The sequence below is a fragment of the Pseudoalteromonas sp. NC201 genome (assembly GCF_002850255.1).
Lineage (GTDB): Bacteria > Pseudomonadota > Gammaproteobacteria > Enterobacterales > Alteromonadaceae > Pseudoalteromonas.
The window spans coordinates 2,928,331-2,945,442 of sequence record NZ_CP022522.1; the positions used below are offsets into that span (position 1 = coordinate 2,928,331).

At 43.7% G+C, this 17,112-nt stretch carries 14 protein-coding genes; 7 read left to right on the forward strand and 7 right to left on the reverse strand.

Annotation, left to right across the window (positions count from 1 at the left end):
- Positions 1-109: 109 nt before the first annotated feature.
- Complete coding sequence (locus PNC201_RS12680) at positions 110-1,627, forward strand: winged helix-turn-helix domain-containing protein (protein ID WP_102057260.1); 1,518 nt, start codon at positions 110-112, stop codon at positions 1,625-1,627.
- Positions 1,628-1,652: 25 nt separating this feature from the next.
- Here PNC201_RS12680 and PNC201_RS12685 read toward each other — a convergent pair whose 3' ends face one another.
- Together PNC201_RS12685 and PNC201_RS12690 are read right to left on the reverse strand one after the other, a co-directional pair.
- Complete coding sequence (locus tag PNC201_RS12685; RefSeq protein ID WP_102057261.1) at positions 1,653-2,498, reverse strand: PD40 domain-containing protein; 846 nt, start codon at positions 2,496-2,498, stop codon at positions 1,653-1,655.
- Positions 2,499-2,612: 114 nt separating this feature from the next.
- Complete coding sequence (locus tag PNC201_RS12690; RefSeq protein WP_010606555.1) at positions 2,613-3,155, reverse strand: hypothetical protein; 543 nt, start codon at positions 3,153-3,155, stop codon at positions 2,613-2,615.
- Positions 3,156-3,371: 216 nt separating this feature from the next.
- On the opposite strand from PNC201_RS12690, the gene PNC201_RS12695 reads away from it, so the two are divergent.
- From PNC201_RS12695 to PNC201_RS12715, 5 genes are all read left to right on the forward strand, one after another.
- Complete coding sequence (locus tag PNC201_RS12695) at positions 3,372-4,121, forward strand: SDR family oxidoreductase (RefSeq protein WP_010606554.1); 750 nt, start codon at positions 3,372-3,374, stop codon at positions 4,119-4,121.
- A 116-nt stretch (positions 4,122-4,237) separates the two neighbouring features.
- Entirely contained in the window at positions 4,238-4,585 is a 348-nt protein-coding gene (locus PNC201_RS12700; RefSeq protein ID WP_102057262.1) for a phasin family protein, read from the forward strand.
- Positions 4,586-4,647: 62 nt separating this feature from the next.
- On the forward strand, positions 4,648-6,414 hold the full coding sequence (gene phaC / locus PNC201_RS12705) for a class I poly(R)-hydroxyalkanoic acid synthase (RefSeq protein ID WP_102057263.1): 1,767 nt from the start codon (positions 4,648-4,650) through the stop codon (positions 6,412-6,414).
- A gap of 360 nt (positions 6,415-6,774) precedes the next feature.
- Complete coding sequence (locus PNC201_RS12710) at positions 6,775-7,455, forward strand: glycine-rich domain-containing protein (protein WP_102057264.1); 681 nt, start codon at positions 6,775-6,777, stop codon at positions 7,453-7,455.
- Positions 7,456-7,568: 113 nt separating this feature from the next.
- Complete coding sequence (locus tag PNC201_RS12715) at positions 7,569-8,057, forward strand: hypothetical protein (RefSeq protein WP_029215865.1); 489 nt, start codon at positions 7,569-7,571, stop codon at positions 8,055-8,057.
- A gap of 3 nt (positions 8,058-8,060) precedes the next feature.
- Here PNC201_RS12715 and PNC201_RS12720 read toward each other — a convergent pair whose 3' ends face one another.
- Entirely contained in the window at positions 8,061-8,531 is a 471-nt protein-coding gene (locus PNC201_RS12720; protein WP_010606549.1) for a DUF4920 domain-containing protein, read from the reverse strand.
- Between the two features lie 138 nt (positions 8,532-8,669).
- Between PNC201_RS12720 and PNC201_RS12725 the strand changes: the two genes are divergently transcribed.
- Positions 8,670-10,898 (forward strand): TonB-dependent receptor domain-containing protein, encoded by a 2,229-nt coding sequence (locus PNC201_RS12725; RefSeq protein WP_102057265.1) that lies wholly within the window; start codon positions 8,670-8,672, stop codon positions 10,896-10,898.
- Between the two features lie 75 nt (positions 10,899-10,973).
- Here the strand turns inward: PNC201_RS12725 and PNC201_RS12730 are convergent, their stop codons facing one another.
- The 4 genes from PNC201_RS12730 to PNC201_RS12745 form a co-directional block, all read right to left on the reverse strand.
- Complete coding sequence (locus tag PNC201_RS12730) at positions 10,974-12,704, reverse strand: hypothetical protein (RefSeq protein ID WP_102057266.1); 1,731 nt, start codon at positions 12,702-12,704, stop codon at positions 10,974-10,976.
- 256 nt (positions 12,705-12,960) lie between these two features.
- On the reverse strand, positions 12,961-14,925 hold the full coding sequence (locus PNC201_RS12735; RefSeq protein ID WP_102057267.1) for a pre-peptidase C-terminal domain-containing protein: 1,965 nt from the start codon (positions 14,923-14,925) through the stop codon (positions 12,961-12,963).
- A gap of 11 nt (positions 14,926-14,936) precedes the next feature.
- Complete coding sequence (locus tag PNC201_RS12740; RefSeq protein WP_102057268.1) at positions 14,937-15,608, reverse strand: Lcl C-terminal domain-containing protein; 672 nt, start codon at positions 15,606-15,608, stop codon at positions 14,937-14,939.
- Entirely contained in the window at positions 15,605-17,107 is a 1,503-nt protein-coding gene (locus tag PNC201_RS12745; protein WP_102057269.1) for an ethylbenzene dehydrogenase-related protein, read from the reverse strand. Before PNC201_RS12745 ends, PNC201_RS12740 begins: the two co-directional genes overlap by 4 nt.
- Between the last annotated feature and the right edge of the window lie 5 nt (positions 17,108-17,112).

A 17,112-nucleotide genomic window follows, 5' to 3' on the forward strand; every position in this document is an offset into this window, starting at 1 on the left:
CTTACTCTACGTGTCTAATGCTGGCTTGCCAGTGCGCTTTGGTGACATTGCGTGACAGAACAATTAAAAGCATTTAAATCAATAAAATAAAAAATACAGGATTTATGACTTGCAGTATCAGTTGAATCAAAAATGGGATTTTGATGTATCTTCTCGCACCATCAGTCATCGCGATGTATCTCATGTACTGACACCGCTCGCACATAGATTGTTGCTGAACCTGATTGAGCATGCACCTCACCTTGTGAGCCACCAGCAATTAGAACAACAAGTTTGGCTTGGTCGAGTCGTGACTCATGATGCGATTAAAAAACAAATAGCAAGGCTACGAAAGCTCCTTGAAGATGATGCCAATAAACCAGAATATATCGTGTCTGAACGCAGCTTCGGATACCGCTTTAGCGCAACCGTTAATAAGATAAATCATGAACCGCAAGCGCCAGCAGTAAAGCGATTTACGACTCTAGCCGGCGGAAGTATCGGCCTAGCTCTGGCGTGTATAATCGGTATATATCACTCCCCTTTTACCTCACCATTTTCTTCAACAAGCTCTGACGCAACATTGAGCATCGCCCAGCAGCACTTTACCCGACAAACTTTAGAAGATAATTTACGGGCGATAGCGCTGTATCAGCAAAGCATCACAACATCACAAGACGTAGATGAGAGTTATAAGGGCTTGAGTCGAGCATTATTGAGTGACTATAGCTTATATAATCAGGTTGCAGACGCGCTGACGAAAAGCCGGATCAATACAGAAAAAGCGCTGGATTTAACACCCGATAGTCCATCGGCAAATCTGCTTTTGGCTCAAGCACATACGCTTCAAGGGCATTACCATCAAGCACAACAACTTCTAAATGACACCATAGCGAATACACCTAATTGGCCTTTGTTAAAGTCACACCTAGCCGAGACCTATCTCTTGCAAGGCAACCCCATTGAAGCATACCCACTAGCACGCCAAGCTTATGAGGCTTCTCCCAGCGAGCCTAAGGTAGTTGCTAGCTACCTCCACTGCCTGCGCAAAATGCATATGGCCAACTGGTTTAACAAGGTACTTATCAACGCCAGCCCTGAAGTAAAGGGATCTCCTTGGATACAACTAGAACACGTCCAGTTTTTACAGCAACAAACGCAGCATAAAAAAGCCATCCAACACCTTAACTTATTAGCCAAAGCCGCGCCAAATACTCAGACATTAAACTGGTTCGCAGCCCTTTCTTATCTAAGTAACAATCATCATGATAAAGCGACCAATGTTTTAGCGCTGACTGTTGAAAAGCACGGTAGATATGCATTATTCAGTCAATTATACTTGTCATTTCTCACTGCTAAGCATCAATCAATAAGTAGATATACCGATGATATTGCCAACCAGATAAAGGCCGGCAACCAAAACCCTGAATTGGTCTTTAGCCTCGGCCTCATCAGCCTTTACCATCAGCAAAATGACAAGGCTCAGGACTATTTCAAACAGGCTATTCAACAGGGATTTAGTGACGAGTTTAGGTTTAAAGCATTACCTTTCAACATCACAGAAGATCAAGCTCATTTTGTAGATAACATTGTTGAGCAGCTTGCTCTGACTAACTTAAAGAAAAGAATAAAGCGCACACCGAAGTAATCACTGTGCGCTGTATGCCAATAAGTTAATTGGCAGGTCTTAGCGTTTCGATGACCTGAGCATCAACCCAAAAAATATCAGCATCTCTTGAAGGTGTGGTACGGTTAAAAAACAGATATTTGCCATCGGGCGTTACACTCGCTGACGCCTCCCGAGCACTCGTGTTTACTTTGTCTCCCAAATTAATCGCTTCGCCCCAACTACCGTCTTTCAAACGAAAACTGATATAAAGATCTGAGTTACCAAACCCTGAATCTCGAACCCCGTCCCATATAATGTAAGAATCATCGGGCGCGATAAATGGATGCGCATTATATAGACCAGTGTTAATTTCAGGACCTAATTTAACAGGTCTTTGGCGTTGACCGTCTTTCACCTCAGAGATCCTAATAACATCGCCACTTTTATAATCGTCAAACACATACGTACCACTCGCAGATGCACTTAACCGCATGATCCCCCAGCTTTCTTTATCAAACATAGGGCCTAGACTTTTGGCTTCAGACCAGCTCCCCTCTCGACGCGTCATAACATATTTCCCCATATGCATGGTCACGCCATCTGGTGCTAGTAATGGCCTGCCAACCCTTGGACCAACAACCGTTTCATACCACTGTTCACCTCGCTGCTCGTATGCAATTAAACTCCAACGGTTCACGTTCAGGTCCTTTCGCGTAAAATAAAAAGTTTTCATGTCGGGAGAGAAAAACGCATTGTGATCTCTGTGCTCTGTTGACACCGTGCCAAGCGCAAATACTTGAGGTGTGTCCCCAGGTGGTGTTTGCCCAAGATAAGGACCGGATGTAAGCTGCGCATAACTCTTAGCAGACATTGATATCATCAACAGCGCTAAACCAATGTTTATTTTCATTTTTATTACTCACTTTCTTCTGTTAGAGATTATTTTATGAGAGTGGGTAAGGTAACAATTTCAGCAAAATTCTCTTGAATTTCTGATGATTTATTAATGACCTTTATCTGATTTCTACCGTTTTCCTTTACGTTTAAGCTCCTCTAATCGCTCCCGCTCCGCTAAAATCATCTTTAACATCTGGATGCGAAGTTCCGCTTCTTGCTGTTTAAATTCAGAGAGCTGCTCTTCAAGCACTTTCACTTCATCTACTTTTGTTTGGTCACGATACTTTTTACTGCCTACATGTTCGATTAAAGCTTGCTGCTCATCATTAGTCGCGTCTGGGAGTTGTTCGACCCGTAAAAAACGCTGCTCTTGGGACTGCATTAGCTTATTAATTCTCTCTTGGAGCTTACGAATTTGCGCTTGAATGAGGTCCATTGCCTTTTCTAAGTTTTCATAATCCTCTTTAAATACAGGGTTATCTTCCTTATAACCAGCCGCTTCGTCATCGAGTTCTTTGGAAAGCATCGCGGGTACCTCTTGCTTTTCCTCCACATCGCTTTGGGATTGCGATTCTAACTGGTTGGAAGCAGCTTGAGCCGAGCCCTGTGATTTCAACTCAGCTAGTTGCTTTAACGGTGATAAGCCACCTTGATGTATTTGAATATCCATTTTCACTCCTTGGGATAGACACTGATTGTTATACATATCGGAAAAGCTGGAAAAAACTTAATTAAATTTATGTTGTGCGTTCCTAATTTCGTTTCCGCTGTCTTCAAACTGACATCAACTCGCGACCAATTTGTCATAAATACCAGCAAAAATACTCGATAAGCTAACTCGGCTAGGAAGTATGTTGGTATAGCCTCTTTTTTTCGCGGGAGCGTTATGGAAAACAAGCAAATTGCAGTGGTAACTGGTGCCTTTGGTGGGATTGGTTCTGCTATTACGAAAACACTCATTGAAAAAGATTTTTTTGTTATAGCGATAGCAAGCGAAAGGCGTAATGAGGCCGACTTTGATCTCTGGCTTAACACGCTACAAATAAATCCAGCTGCAGTAAAACCTTTATTCTTGGATGTGACTAACGCTGAGCAATGCCACGCAGCGATGACTCAGGTCCTACAAGAATTTGGTAATATCGATTTACTCGTAAACAACGCCGGGATCACACGCGACTCAGCGTTTAAAAAAATGACCCACGCGCAATGGAGCGAGGTGATCAACACCAATCTAAATTCCCTTTTTAATATGACCAACCCTGTCTTTGCGGCAATGTGCGCTAATAAGCAAGGTCGTATCGTTAATATCTCTAGCGTTAATGGCCTAAAAGGTCAATTTGGGCAGGCAAATTATTCCGCTGCGAAAGCGGGCATGATTGGGTTTACTAAAGCGCTAGCCTATGAAGGTGCGAGAAGCGGTGTCACCGTCAATGCAGTAGCTCCAGGCTACACGGAAACGCCTATGGTAAGCGCCATGCGTGAAGACGTATTAAATAGCATAAAAGCACAAGTACCGATGCAACGTTTAGCCACGCCTGACGAAGTTGCAGCCGCAGTTGCTTACTTAGCATCAAATGCAGCCGGTTACATTACTGGGGAAACCCTGTCGCTCAATGGCGGCTTATATATGCAATAACCTAAATAACCTCAGGTTAAATACCACCGAGGGAGCGAGCTGTCCCTGATGTTCGGTGGTGCTAACTGATCACTATCATCCATTGTGTTAATTTAATCGATAACAAGGAAAAGACCATGTACAGCGATTTATTCAAAACATTCAACGAACAAACTGAGCAATTCTTTGCACCAGCGGTACAGTTTAACCAAATCGTAGCAAAAAACATCGAAGCACTCTCAAAAATTCAGCTGCACTCGGCTGAACAGATCACTAAAACATCCATTGAGCAGCTAAAGCAAGCGACTGAAATCAAAGATGCAAAATCTATGGTGGATTTTAACGCAAGTCAGTTGAACGCGTTAAACGCTCTAAGCCAACAGATGATCCAAGATGGTCAAAAGCTTTCTCAATTAGGTCAAGAATTTAAAGACAGCTTAGAATCTCTTGGCAAAGAAACCCTAAAAACCGCGAAAGCGCAATAACCTGCAATTTTGGGCGACTTAGGTCGCCTTACCCGTTCAAACAACACAAAGGATCTACCTGTATGGGCACTCAAGAAAATATTGAGCAAGGGTTAACTGCGTGGTGGCAATATAACCAAGAATTGTGGCAGCTCGCAGCGACACATTTTGGTAAAGAGAATCCATTACAAAATGCATTAAATGAGCAAAACCAAGCCGACTTACAAAGCTGGCTCAGTGCACTCAATCAACAACCGGAAACCTTTATTAAACAGCAAAATGCGTGGTGGCAGACTCAGTTTGCAATTTTTCAAAACAGTTTTATGCCACAAACTACCGATGATAAAGAAGACATTATTAGCCCAGAACGTGGAGACAAACGCTTTGTAGACCCTGATTGGCAAGAAAATCCTTGGTTTAACTACCTTAAACAAAGCTATCTTTGGTTTGGACAATCACTACAAAACACCATTGAAAATACTCCAGGCCTCGACCCAAAACTTAAAGAGCGATTAGCGTTTTTTGCAAGACAGTCCGTTAATTCAGTATCACCGAGCAACTTTGTTTCAACCAACCCTGAATTACTTAAGCTGACGTTAGAAAGTAACGGACAAAATCTATTCGATGGACTGGCGCGCTTAAAAAAAGATCTAGCCAAAAGTACTGAAATGCTCCGAGTCAGCATGACCAATGAAAATGCGTATACACTCGGGGAAGACCTAGCTTGTACACCGGGTAGAGTGGTATTTCAAAACCACTTGTTTGAATTGATCCAATATCATCCGACTACGGAGCAAGTACACAAGACTCCCCTGCTTATCGTGCCGCCATTTGTTAATAAATACTATATTTTGGACTTGAGAGCAGATAACTCCATGGTTAAATGGGCACTTGAACAAGGCTATACCGTGTTAATGATGTCATGGAAAAACCCAGATCCAAGCATGGCAAATATTGCGTTTGACGACTACGTCGTAGACGGTGTGTTATGTGCTTTAGAGCAAACTGAAAAACAAACAGGCGAAACACAAATCCATACTGTGGGTTATTGTATCGGCGGTACTCTACTCACCTCATGTATGGCCTATATTGCTGCTAAGCGCATGAAACAAAGAGTAAAAAGTGCAACCTTGCTGACCACGATTTTAGATTTCTCACAGCCAGGTGAACTTGGCGCATTTATAAATGAGCCCACCATTAATGCGCTAGAACAGTATAATAATCAAAATGGCGTGATGTCTGGGCATCTGCTCGGTACTTCTTTTAGTATGCTGAGAGAAAACAGCTTGTATTGGAATTACTTCGTTAATAACTACCTCAAAGGCAAAGCGCCCGCTGACTTAGATTTACTCTATTGGAATAGTGATAGTACAAATCTAACAGCGGCCTGCCACAACTTTATTTTGCGGGACTTATATCTTAATAATCAGCTTATTGAAGACAAGTCTGTCAGTATTCGTGGCACTAAAATTGACCTCAGTAAAGTAAAGCAACCTGTCTACTTTCTCTCTACCCGTGACGATCATATTGCGCTGTGGCAAGGCACTTTTGAGGGCGCCAAAAGACTCAGCAGCCCGCTCACTTTTGTGCTTGGGGAGTCAGGTCATATTGCCGGAGTGGTCAACCCGCCAAGTGCAAACAAATATGGTTATTGGTTTGATGGACAAGACCACGAGAACCCCGCTGAGTGGCTTGCCTCGGCAAAGCATGAAAGCGGGTCATGGTGGTCGCATTGGGCACAGTGGTTACATCAAATAAACCCAGAGCAAGTTCCAGCCCGTGCCGCGCAAAGTGATGAACAACCGGGGATTTACGATGCCCCCGGAGAATACGTCAAACAGAGTATTTAACCTGAGCTGCGGATAATTAATGCCTTTCTAGCAGCCAGTTTTAGCGCTAACTGCGTTGAATTCACTTCCAATAGCCAGCTATTGGTGCGTAAATTCGCCTTGCCTACAGGATGTAGGTACCTTAGCGAGAGCAGGACGCGGAAGCGGTGTTTTCCCTAAAACTCTCTGGCTAGACAAGGAAAAAACCAAGCTATTCTTTAGAAGCAATGAGTTGGAACATTCCTTATCCAAACCTCAGGTTATTTAAGAAACTTACAATCAAATCAATTAGAGGCAAGCTATCTTGCTTCTAATATTTCCCGTTATTGACACACGCTACACATTCGGTCAGTCTAGGACGCAAAAATATAGGGAAATAACATGATTGGATTTCTTCTACTTGTTGCGGTATTTGTGGTCTTTGTTGGTGTATTACAATATCAAAAAGTAAAAACGACGGCGCGTAGACGTAGTTTTATTCAAGATTACGATCTCACGCATTTAAGACCCAAACTCAGTCAACATTATCCTGAGCTTACCAATGAGCAACTTACACAGGTTGAATTGGGCCTTAAGCAGTTTTTCCAAGCGAACTTATTGCTCGAAGATCAGTCCTTAGCTATGCCCTCCCAGGTTGTCGATGCGCTGTGGCATGAATTTATTTTACACACACAAGAGTATCATTCCTTTTGCTATGAGGCTTTTGACCGTTTCTTACATCATTGTCCATCTGAGGCAATGAAAGGGAAAAACAAAGCTCAACTCAGTCTGCGTAAAACATGGAGAGCCTGCTGTAGCATCGAAGGAATATCTCCTCGCAGACCGGCTACTTTACCTATATTATTCGCAGTTGACGCTTTACTTAATATTCCAAATGGCTATTACTACTCGGCAACTGATTTTCGAGAGCCCATTGCCAAAGGCGACTCCAGCAGCACAACCTATGCGGGGCACATCGGGTGTACGTCAATGGACAGTGGCGACAGCAGTACCTCCTCGTCGAGTTCTTCAAACTCAAGTTGTAATAGTGGCTCAAGTTGTGGCAGCGGCTGTAGCAGTTAGTCTTAATAATTGATGAAGTAACCTTTTACATTCGTTAACGTTAAGACCTTATATTGACGCTTAAGATTAGCTACTATTTGTACCGGTTTAACTAGTTTTCGTTTGGTGATCCGGTGCCTATTGTTAACAAATATTACAGCTTAGTATTTTCAGCTTTACTGGTGTCAGGGTGTCATCAGTTGGGTGAAGGCCAACCTTTGTGGAAAATAGCCTCTGAGGGCATTATCTTTGACGGGCAGCTGCAAACACATCTTTCCGCTGCTTCAATTCAATGCGAACAGTGTGAAGTCAAGCGCCAGTCCGATATGCGCCCTTCTGGTCCCGCGGATTACACATTGGTGTCGGAAAACCACAAACTAAAAGCGATTTGGGGTAAAAGTAGTAATGCCGCTTTATATATTCCAAATAACGCCGGCAGAACCTTAATAAATTTAGCACCAGATACCGAAACTGGTGTCTGGATAATGGATTTAGATAGCACACCAAAACCCCTAAAGGTGGGTAAGGTGAATTATGTGATGCTTGGTGCTGACACTTACCAAGTGGTGATCAGCCCAAATTCACAGCGTACAAACTTCGAGTACGCCGTCCTTGTGAAATAGCTTTTATTTCGTTTCTAAAATCGTTACTGCATCCGGTTTGAGCCTAACTAGACTCATCCCCTCAGTGACTTTGCTTGCATCAAACGCTTCACCGTTTTCGTGCGCTCTATGGGCCAAATAACGCTTCGTTTTCTCAATATCTAGCTCGAACTGTTCAAGTACACCAGTCGCATAAGCGCGCTTGCCAATGGCTGACATTGGAAAAACCATATCGCCATCCCGTACCTTTACGTTTATTTCCTCACCATTATCTACCTTCAGTGTCATCCAACAGCCACGCTTTTTGCACACTTTTACCACTTCACCTGACAGCGTGATCTCACTTCCCGTAAACTGCTCCGAGTTTTTCAATACATCTGCGGCCGCAACAAGCTTGTTCATGTTCGCACCGCCGCCAAACTCAATTGTTTTAGCATCAGCCGTTGATACTAGCAGTGTGATAACTAAACCACAGAGTAAATTGTTTATCTTCATATTTTTCCTTAAAAGTCAGAATAGTAACGCCTTTATCTATATAACTATAAGTAATTATTTATTGCAATTAGATCTTATAACAACTAACACCTTCGCCGCAATTGCAAATGGTAATTATTTTTATTAAGGATTAATAATATGAAACTCTCTACTCTCTCTTTATCCATTCTTGCAACCTTCAGCGGCTGGAATGCATATGCTGAGCCGTCTTCCCCAACCAATTCCGAAATTGAAAAAATAGAGGTGTTGGGACACAAATTATCGACCTTAAACCATGATGTAGCGGCTTCAGTTTCAGCGCTAACGGAAGAGCAAATAGCGCGGCAACAAGCATCCGATTTAAACCAATTACTCAAGACTCTCCCCAATGTTGAACTATTTGGTAGCGTGACGCCGCTCTCTGGACAACCCGCCATTCGAGGGTTGTACGGTGAACGAATACACATCTCTGTAGACAATGTGAAACGTAAGATTGATTCGGATGGCAGCCAAAATATCGCGCAAATTAATTCCTTGGGAATAAACCCAGATCAATTAAAGCAAGTGCAAGTATTGCGAGGTGCCGATTCTTTAACCGTCGGTTCTGGGGCCATCGGAGGGAGTATACGACTCGTAACCAAAAACGCTGCAGATTACCTAAATGACCAGCATGGATTTGGCAGCAAAGCTTCGGTCACACATTTATCTGTATCGGATGCCAATGATATTAACGTCAGTCTATTTCACCTGAATGATCACAGTGATACGGTCTTGTCTCTTAGCCAAGTGGAATTTAACGATATTGATGTCGTGGCAGACACCAAAGCCGCAGAAGACGATAGTATTCAGCAGATAAGTAAAATAAAAAATCAGTCAAAACGTCAAAACCTCGCGCTTAAAAATACTTGGTACATCAACAAACACCATACTTTGAGCAGTAAAATTGATTACAGTAAAACCGAGTCAATCGATCAGCCGTATGCCCAGCGCATAGACTTAGCGTTGGCCTATCCGACACTTGCAGAAGATTACAAAAATGACTATCTGGAAGGAATGCTCAACTACACGTATCAAGGTGTTAGCGAGTTGCTTGACTTAGATATACAAGCATTCTTTGCACAAAAAGCCTATGATGAAATCACCAAAGGTTATATTGAACGCGGCAGCAACAAAATTAACTATGATGGAGAGAAAAATGGAGAAAGTACGCGCAAAGGCTTGAGAGTCGCTAACTTGGCTACATTCACTGGGAAAATAAAGCACAAGCTAGCCATTGAAGCGCAGTACGAATCCGAAAGCTTCGACCAACAGCAATGGGACGAAAACCCTGCTGATAAGTCAACCTACTATGGCGATAGCGACGCCTCCAATTGGTCAATTTCTGTTATCGATCAAAGTCAGTTTTTAAATGAGAGATTACTCCTTACAGGAGGTGTGAGATTCGATAAATACACCCGCTCAAGTAACCATTTTGTCGCCTATTCCGATAATGATGATTCTGAACTCTCTAGCGAGCTAGGAGTAACTTTTAAAGTCGCGGATTATCTTAATTTTTACGCTAAAGCCGCGGAGGCATTTCGAGCACCTTCGCTTCAAGAGTTGTATAAAAAAGATGAGTGGAGATGTCATATTGGTGGAAAAATTTGCTTTAGCGAACCGCAACCAGATTTAAAAGCCGAAGACTCTCAAAGCTACGAAGTTGGTTTTGGTTTGAGTTGGCAAGACTTATCCTTCGCTGATAACTTCAGTGTAAAAGTCATGTACTTTGATAGTGAGGTAGATAATTACATCGACAATGTACCTTTTATGTACTACATCGATGAGAATGGCAATAAACAGCTCGGCTCACCCGGTCCCAATCCCAGCAATGGGGTCCCTGTCGCCACACACCGTGATTATAGTGCGAAAAACATCGGCAAGTTATTCAGTCACGGTATTGAAATTGAGGCACAGTATTCATTTAAAAAATTAGACATCTACCTAGGATACGCCTCTATGAATATGGATGTCGTCGGTGTACCTAATTTCTTTTTAGGCACTATTGACCATACACGCCAGCCATATTCTGAAGCACCAGCAGATAAGCTTACTTGGAATACCAATTATCAATTGAACAGTAATTTAAATCTGGGTTTTCAATTGTTACACTACAGAGCTCAACAGCGCCTTAGCGAAGATCTCATCACACGCGGATACGGTACTGGGACCTATACTATCTACAACCTCAACGTAAAATACCAAGGTGAGGGAGTATTATCAGGCTTTTCTGCCCGACTGGGTGTAGACAACCTAACGGATAAGCGTTATTTGCGAGCGCCAGCAAGTGAAGCGAACGACCCCGCAGAGCTTGGCAGAAACATTAAAGCGACAGTAAGCTACCAATTTTGATAAAGTAAATGTGATTTTAGAACAAAAATGCCGACTTAAAGTCGGCATTTTTAACATCATTTGGGTTTTTGCTCGTTATAGTTTTTTCAGCTTCATATCAGTGCCAAATACAAGGCCATGATCTGCAACATCCATACTAAACTCAAACACCATATTTTGCTGTAAAAATGCATCAATACCTTCGGGCATTGGTTGACCAGTCGCTTTTGCCGCCTCTAACATTGGTGCTAAAAACGCTTGCATATCCATACTGAAATGCGTCATGCCATTAGTTTCTAGTGCTTGGCTTGCCATTTTCTCAGCAATAATTGTCGCCTTTTCACCCGTAAACAGCACTAAGTGATCGCCTTTAACCGCCAACTTGATATCCATACCCAATGGCTGCGGAGATGGAATGTACTGGTTAATTGAAACCGGAGTACCATCTTCTGGGATTTGAATTTGACCCAGCATAGGTGCAAGCCCTTTCACCGTATTAACAAGTACTAAAGGATCTTCGGCAGACAATGTGACTAGCGCATCAAACGTTTTAGGTTCTGGCATGCCTTGGTCGTTTGGCTCCATAACAAGATCAAAAACGGACGCACTCACGCCTTTAACCGAGTTCGCCATGCCTGTCATCATCGCAATAGCCATTGGACTGTTTTGTTTCGCTTGCTGCTGTAGTGCAACGAGTTCAGAGCACTTGAATTCAGCTTTAGTAAAGCGGCCCCAAAGGGTGTTTACAAGCGGTGCGACTTTTGCAACATCAACACCATAGCCAAACCCTAGAACTTTCTCTTCACCGTTGGTGACGTGCGCAGGAATAAAGCCACGGATCGACCCAAGCGCTTTCATCAGTTCAGCATCTTTACCCACCACAACAGTATCAACTTCAAAGTCGATTGCGGAATTAGTAAATTGAATGTTCTTGGTACCCAATACCGTTGCAGGCCACAGGTTGGCGATTTCACTGTAGTCCGCCTGACACTCAGGCGCACGTACCGCCGCTAATTTCTCAGTCCCACCACCTAGCTGCAATAGATTATTTAACATACGAGTCAAATCAGACTGCTTGTTTGCAGTAATACCATCGACGATAGCCACATGGTTCAGAAACGCAATTGACGAACCATCAAAACCAAACTGCGTATTGTATTGCTCAAGTTTGCCAGATTGCGCCAGTGACTGGGCTGGTTTGGCAATACCCAAAGCGACTTTTAAATCCGCTTCAGTATTAATTGGCGTGTTAAATGTTGTTGTTACCCATTGACCTTGCACGGATGTGATAAGCTCAATTTTAGCTTCTGGCGCGAACTCAAGCTGATAACGCGTTAATGCGACACCATCAAGCGTATCTTCTTGGTATGTGATTTCGGCATCTTTTGCAGCCATTTTTATCGTACGTTGAAAAGCCTCAGGATCCGCCAGTTCATAGCGCAATGTTGGCAGCAAACCAACTGTGTAGAATACACTTCTGACCGTATCACCCATGCCTAAGATAGCTTTCATTTGTTCAGGGGATGTCATCGCTAGATTGTATTGCTCTAGTAGCGTTGCTACAAAGTCCAAGTGCTTATCATTTTCTTTTCTAAGCAACCCAGTTATCTCTTCGATATTTTGAACCTGTCGAAGCTCTTCAGGCATGAAAGACAAATATTTTTGTTGCTCAAAAGGCGTTAATTGCCCCCAAAATACCGCGGTATCAGCCGGAACATATTCCAGTTGTTCCATCGCGATGCTTGAAGAAGATGATGATTGAGTGGTTACATAAGCACCAACGGCAATAGCCACAGCACCTAAGCCAACGAGAAGTTTTGTATTCATAATGTGATCCTTGTTATCACCACGGAACATAGCCAAACACGTGGTAAATTTATTCTTCCCTACGAACCGCAACGATTGCGCGCGTCAGAGGTCGTTGCATCAAAACACCTAAGTGTCCAAAAATGCAGCGCTATTGTACCTTGATTATTGTCTCAATTCCATTAATTGTGCGCAGTCAAGTTACTCTCAATATTCGGTCAGTTTTAAAGTGAGCTTGATTGGTACATCAATAACCACCAAGCTCTCATTTACAGGGTTATTGACTTTCTGCTTGTAAAGTCAACCCTGAAAAAGCAGCGTAACCATAGAGTCCAATATACCAAGTTCCCGCATTTGGATTGGTGATTGTGCACGTTTCATTATTGCCATTTTCATAAGGCCGACACTCGTAGGTATTACTATTTGGTTGTTGACCAAAACGCAGATATAAATCAGCATCTCCAGTACCACCCGATGCCTTTACTTGCAGGCTCTGTGTTCCCTGTGCCACGTCAAAAGTATAATACTGCCACTGACCTTTACTGGCGGATTGATCCAACCATTGCTGGCTATTACCTTGATCTGGAGGAGTGTCAGTATAAACCGTAGCCGTTAGCGCAACGCCCGAATAACGCTCATAGCCATCAAGCATGACATAGTAACGACCTGTTTGTACTGGAGTAATTGTACAGACTTCATTATTACCTGATTTATAGGGTCGACAATCGTAGTTTTGTGTCGTTGGTTCCGCATTAAAGCGCACATACATATCTACATCCCCACTGCCGCCCGCCGTTTCAACTTTTAGCTGCGTCGCTCCTGCAGGCACATCAATGTAATAAAGTGTCTGAGAAGACTTAACGCCAGTGACATTCGCTTGTGTTTGACCACTGATAAGTTCAATTGCAGCTGGCGGCTCAACAATGGGAGTTTCTATCACAGATAGATTATTGCTTGCTTTGATCAGATTCAGTTCATCACCAATTTCGGCGGCATACCACCATGTCATATTCATAGGTAACGCGAGCGGATCGGCATCTCGCTGCGCTTTAGATAAGGCAGTTGCATTGCTTGAAAACTCAGCAGTTCGAACAGTAAGCTTATCATTTGTCACACTCAACACTTTAAACTGTTGAATACTCGCAAGGTCGATAGTCCAGCTTTTTGGATCATTGGCGCTTCTTGCCGGTGCACCCCAGCTTCCCTCACCCACATAAACGGTGCCGCCTTGGGTCGTTGCAGTAAAGCCATTGCTGGTAGGCGTTAGTGCGTAAGTCAGTTTATTGATATGAGTATCGGACTCTACCACTAGGTTCATCGCATTATTATAGAAGTCTTGTGCCCACCAAGTGTGTAATATGGTGTTGTCTGACTTACCTGAATAGTGAGGATACATCGGCTTGTGATACTGAGCGATACGCCACGTTGCGCTGTTGCCCTGAGACTGTAAGTCGCTTTTCAGCCAATTGTTCATCGCTGTGGCATAGCTCGACCAGCCACTATTTTTAAATTGGCTGTTTAAGGTATAAACCCTTAAAAGCCCCGCCACGTTAAAAGCACCATAGGTATCTTTTGCTGTACACGCACCATCTTGGTCATAATCTACGCCAAATACTTCGCATAGCGTTTTGTAGTTATCGTCTTCGTGATTGCCATGTGTTGCTACAAATGGATAAATTCGCTTGTATGCAAGGCCATCAATCAAATCATCCGAAAAGGTTAATTGCCAATCTTTTAAGTATTCACGCATTTCAGAAACGGAGTTTGCATTGGTGTAATCGCCACCATGCATAATAAATAGCGGTCGAATTTTAGCGATCAACTCATTGCCTTTACGGCGTGTTGTCCAACCCGTGCGCGTATCACCACCAGCTACAGCAGTGATCCCTGATGCCGTTTGCGGCGCAGTTCTGAACCACAAACGCTGACCGCAACCTTGTGAATCACAAACACGATAATAAACCGCACTATCAGGGGTTAAGCCGGTTAATTTCACAAATGAACTTGAGAGGCCACCGTCAAAGGTATGCGTAGCGCTGACCGCAGCACTTTGCCAACTCTGCTCATCCGTTGTGCTGCCATATTTAACAATATGATTAGTGCCTGATGTAGGTGTAAACCCTATTGTTGCTGAAGTGCTTGGGCTGGTGTCCCACACAAGACGGTGGTAGTCACTCGCAGCAAAACTGCTGCAAGATAGACCTGCTGCAACCACAAAAGTTGCCATTTGAGTATATTTCATTTCCTTGGTTCCTAGTTTAGAGTAACAGGCTCAGCACGACTTTGAGCCAATGAGAGTGGTGTTGATGGCGTAGCCACCAACATGACAAATGCGGCGTTTGCATATGGGAGCGAAAGCGCCTCTGCAGATTGAAAATTCACAGCCGTTGCTCCTAACTTTTCACGCTTAAACGACTTGGGTAATGGCACGCCACCCTCACCACTCCAATAGTCACCATTTTTAATGTGTGGGAAAAAATCACTTGCGATATGGGGTTGTCCGGGACTATTTGGCGTTTGAATTAAAGAGCGTAGCTCATCAGGTGTAGGTAAGCGCCATTCGGCACTACCACATAAAGAAGCTTGGTTGGTTTTACGGATCAGATCTTGGCTATCGCAGTGGGATGCTTCGAAATAACAATCACCTTGATCAGCATGACCAAATTGACCGTCATACCAAGAGTAACTCCAATAGCCATCGTGGATAGACTCATCATCTCGTTTTACTTCCCAGAGCAGATTAAGCTTTTTGTCATAGACACAATGCCAAGGACCCTGCCAGACAGACAAAAACTGCATGTCATTAGTGACTTTAATAAAGCGTGCATGAGTTGGAATTTCTCGCTCAGAGGGGCTGAATAACAAGTAGCTAATCGCCACAGCGGCAATCGCTAAACTAAGTATTAAACGTGAGGCTACGGTCATAGCATATACCTCAATTGAATCGCTCTGTGGTGACGAGTATGCGCGATTTGTGCGTGATCAAATGCCGAAACCCACATGCAAACACCAGAGCGCAGTTCAACATCAAGGGGAGAATGCGTTTGGTGTTTACGTACCAGCTCTAGCGTCCAATAGCCATCGTGCCACTCTCCCCTAGCTCTAACATCGGCTCTATCTCCCTCAAAACGATTTGAACGGTACAACACGGACGGGAGCTGTTCGCCAATTTTCGCCATGTCTCGTTGTGGGTTGTAGGTTTCGCTGGCAAACCAGTCGAGGACTTTGCGCTCAGTGATATCCGGCGATGGAATTGGCATTCGCTTTGGCGTAACCTCAGTTGGTGAATACCAGCGCCAGTTCATCACATAAGCACCGCTTTCTTTGCCATCAGGTTGATATCCTGCGGTGTAACGCCTTTGCCCAAGTGCAACGCTTTGAGGTGGCCCAAAAAAATTATCATCGGCCAAGTACATGTCATTGGTTCTCAGCGCTTTCCAGTGCCATAAGTCTCGCGTGCGGCCGTCCGTACTTGCGTGATAGCCCTTGCCATGCCAGTTACGGGGCTTGCCTGCAAGCGGCGCATCGCCGTATTGAACGGTGCCATCACCTCCTAGTTCACAGGTTGTCGATAACATGATGGCAAACTTATCTTCGTAATAAGTGCGCTCGTCAAAGCGATAAAAGCCATTTTCTTGTACTTGCCAACCGTCCGAGGTTTTTTCCAGCGGCAGATGCTCTAGGCTTTCGGTCGGATCTTGCCAGCGGATCAGAAAGAAGGTTTCATCATGGTTGCTCAACGCTTTTATTTCGACCTCACTACTCCCATCCAAGAAGTTTGCACCACCAAATGTAGTTAACTTAATAGGCTTAGCACGCAACCATTCAGGCTCGTCTCCTTTACCGTCTATTTCAAGGTGACTTTGCCTTGATAGCGGCGCAACTTCTAACCGTAAATGCTGATCTGCAACAATAAGCTTTATGCCAAGGCCGCAAAAATACACCAGAGCAATACTGCAACTGAGCAAAATAAGCGCATTTCGGGGCAATAACACGCTCAGTACTTGCTTGCCCTTAAACACCGTGTGCTTTATGCCATGTAACACCAAATACAAAAAAATGGCTGTCGCTGATAACCCATGAATGACTAAACTTAGACTCTCTGGATTGAGCCAAAGTAACCATCCTGTGGCTATACTCAGCACAATAACAAGATACCCAATGTAGTTAACGGCTTTATCAAACTTGCTTGGTGCACCACGAAACGGTGCGCGAATGGTTGCCACAGTAAAAACAATCGCAATCAAGGTGAGTAAGCAACCAAATAACACATGTATTGACAGCAACGCGCCTTGTGGAAGCAAAGGCGAAAGAAACGCCAGAAAATCATGATTGATAATGCCCAAACGAGGACCTGTCAGTAACCCAACCAAGATAACTATTACCGCCATAACATGAAAAATGGCAAAACTACTTCGACGCACAACCG

Excerpts from the sequence above, each read along its gene's own strand:
- PNC201_RS12685 (WP_102057261.1), bottom strand. The coding sequence starts at position 2,498 with ATGAAAATAAACATTGGTTTAGCGCTGTTGATGATATCAATGTCTGCT.
- PNC201_RS12690 (WP_010606555.1), bottom strand. The coding sequence starts at position 3,155 with ATGGATATTCAAATACATCAAGGTGGCTTATCACCGTTAAAGCAACTA.
- PNC201_RS12695 (WP_010606554.1), top strand. The coding sequence starts at position 3,372 with ATGGAAAACAAGCAAATTGCAGTGGTAACTGGTGCCTTTGGTGGGATT.
- PNC201_RS12700 (WP_102057262.1), top strand. The coding sequence starts at position 4,238 with ATGTACAGCGATTTATTCAAAACATTCAACGAACAAACTGAGCAATTC.
- phaC (WP_102057263.1), top strand. The coding sequence starts at position 4,648 with ATGGGCACTCAAGAAAATATTGAGCAAGGGTTAACTGCGTGGTGGCAA.
- PNC201_RS12710 (WP_102057264.1), top strand. The coding sequence starts at position 6,775 with ATGATTGGATTTCTTCTACTTGTTGCGGTATTTGTGGTCTTTGTTGGT.
- PNC201_RS12720 (WP_010606549.1), bottom strand. The coding sequence starts at position 8,531 with ATGAAGATAAACAATTTACTCTGTGGTTTAGTTATCACACTGCTAGTA.
- PNC201_RS12725 (WP_102057265.1), top strand. The coding sequence starts at position 8,670 with ATGAAACTCTCTACTCTCTCTTTATCCATTCTTGCAACCTTCAGCGGC.
- PNC201_RS12730 (WP_102057266.1), bottom strand. The coding sequence starts at position 12,704 with ATGAATACAAAACTTCTCGTTGGCTTAGGTGCTGTGGCTATTGCCGTT.
- PNC201_RS12735 (WP_102057267.1), bottom strand. The coding sequence starts at position 14,925 with ATGAAATATACTCAAATGGCAACTTTTGTGGTTGCAGCAGGTCTATCT.
- PNC201_RS12740 (WP_102057268.1), bottom strand. The coding sequence starts at position 15,608 with ATGACCGTAGCCTCACGTTTAATACTTAGTTTAGCGATTGCCGCTGTG.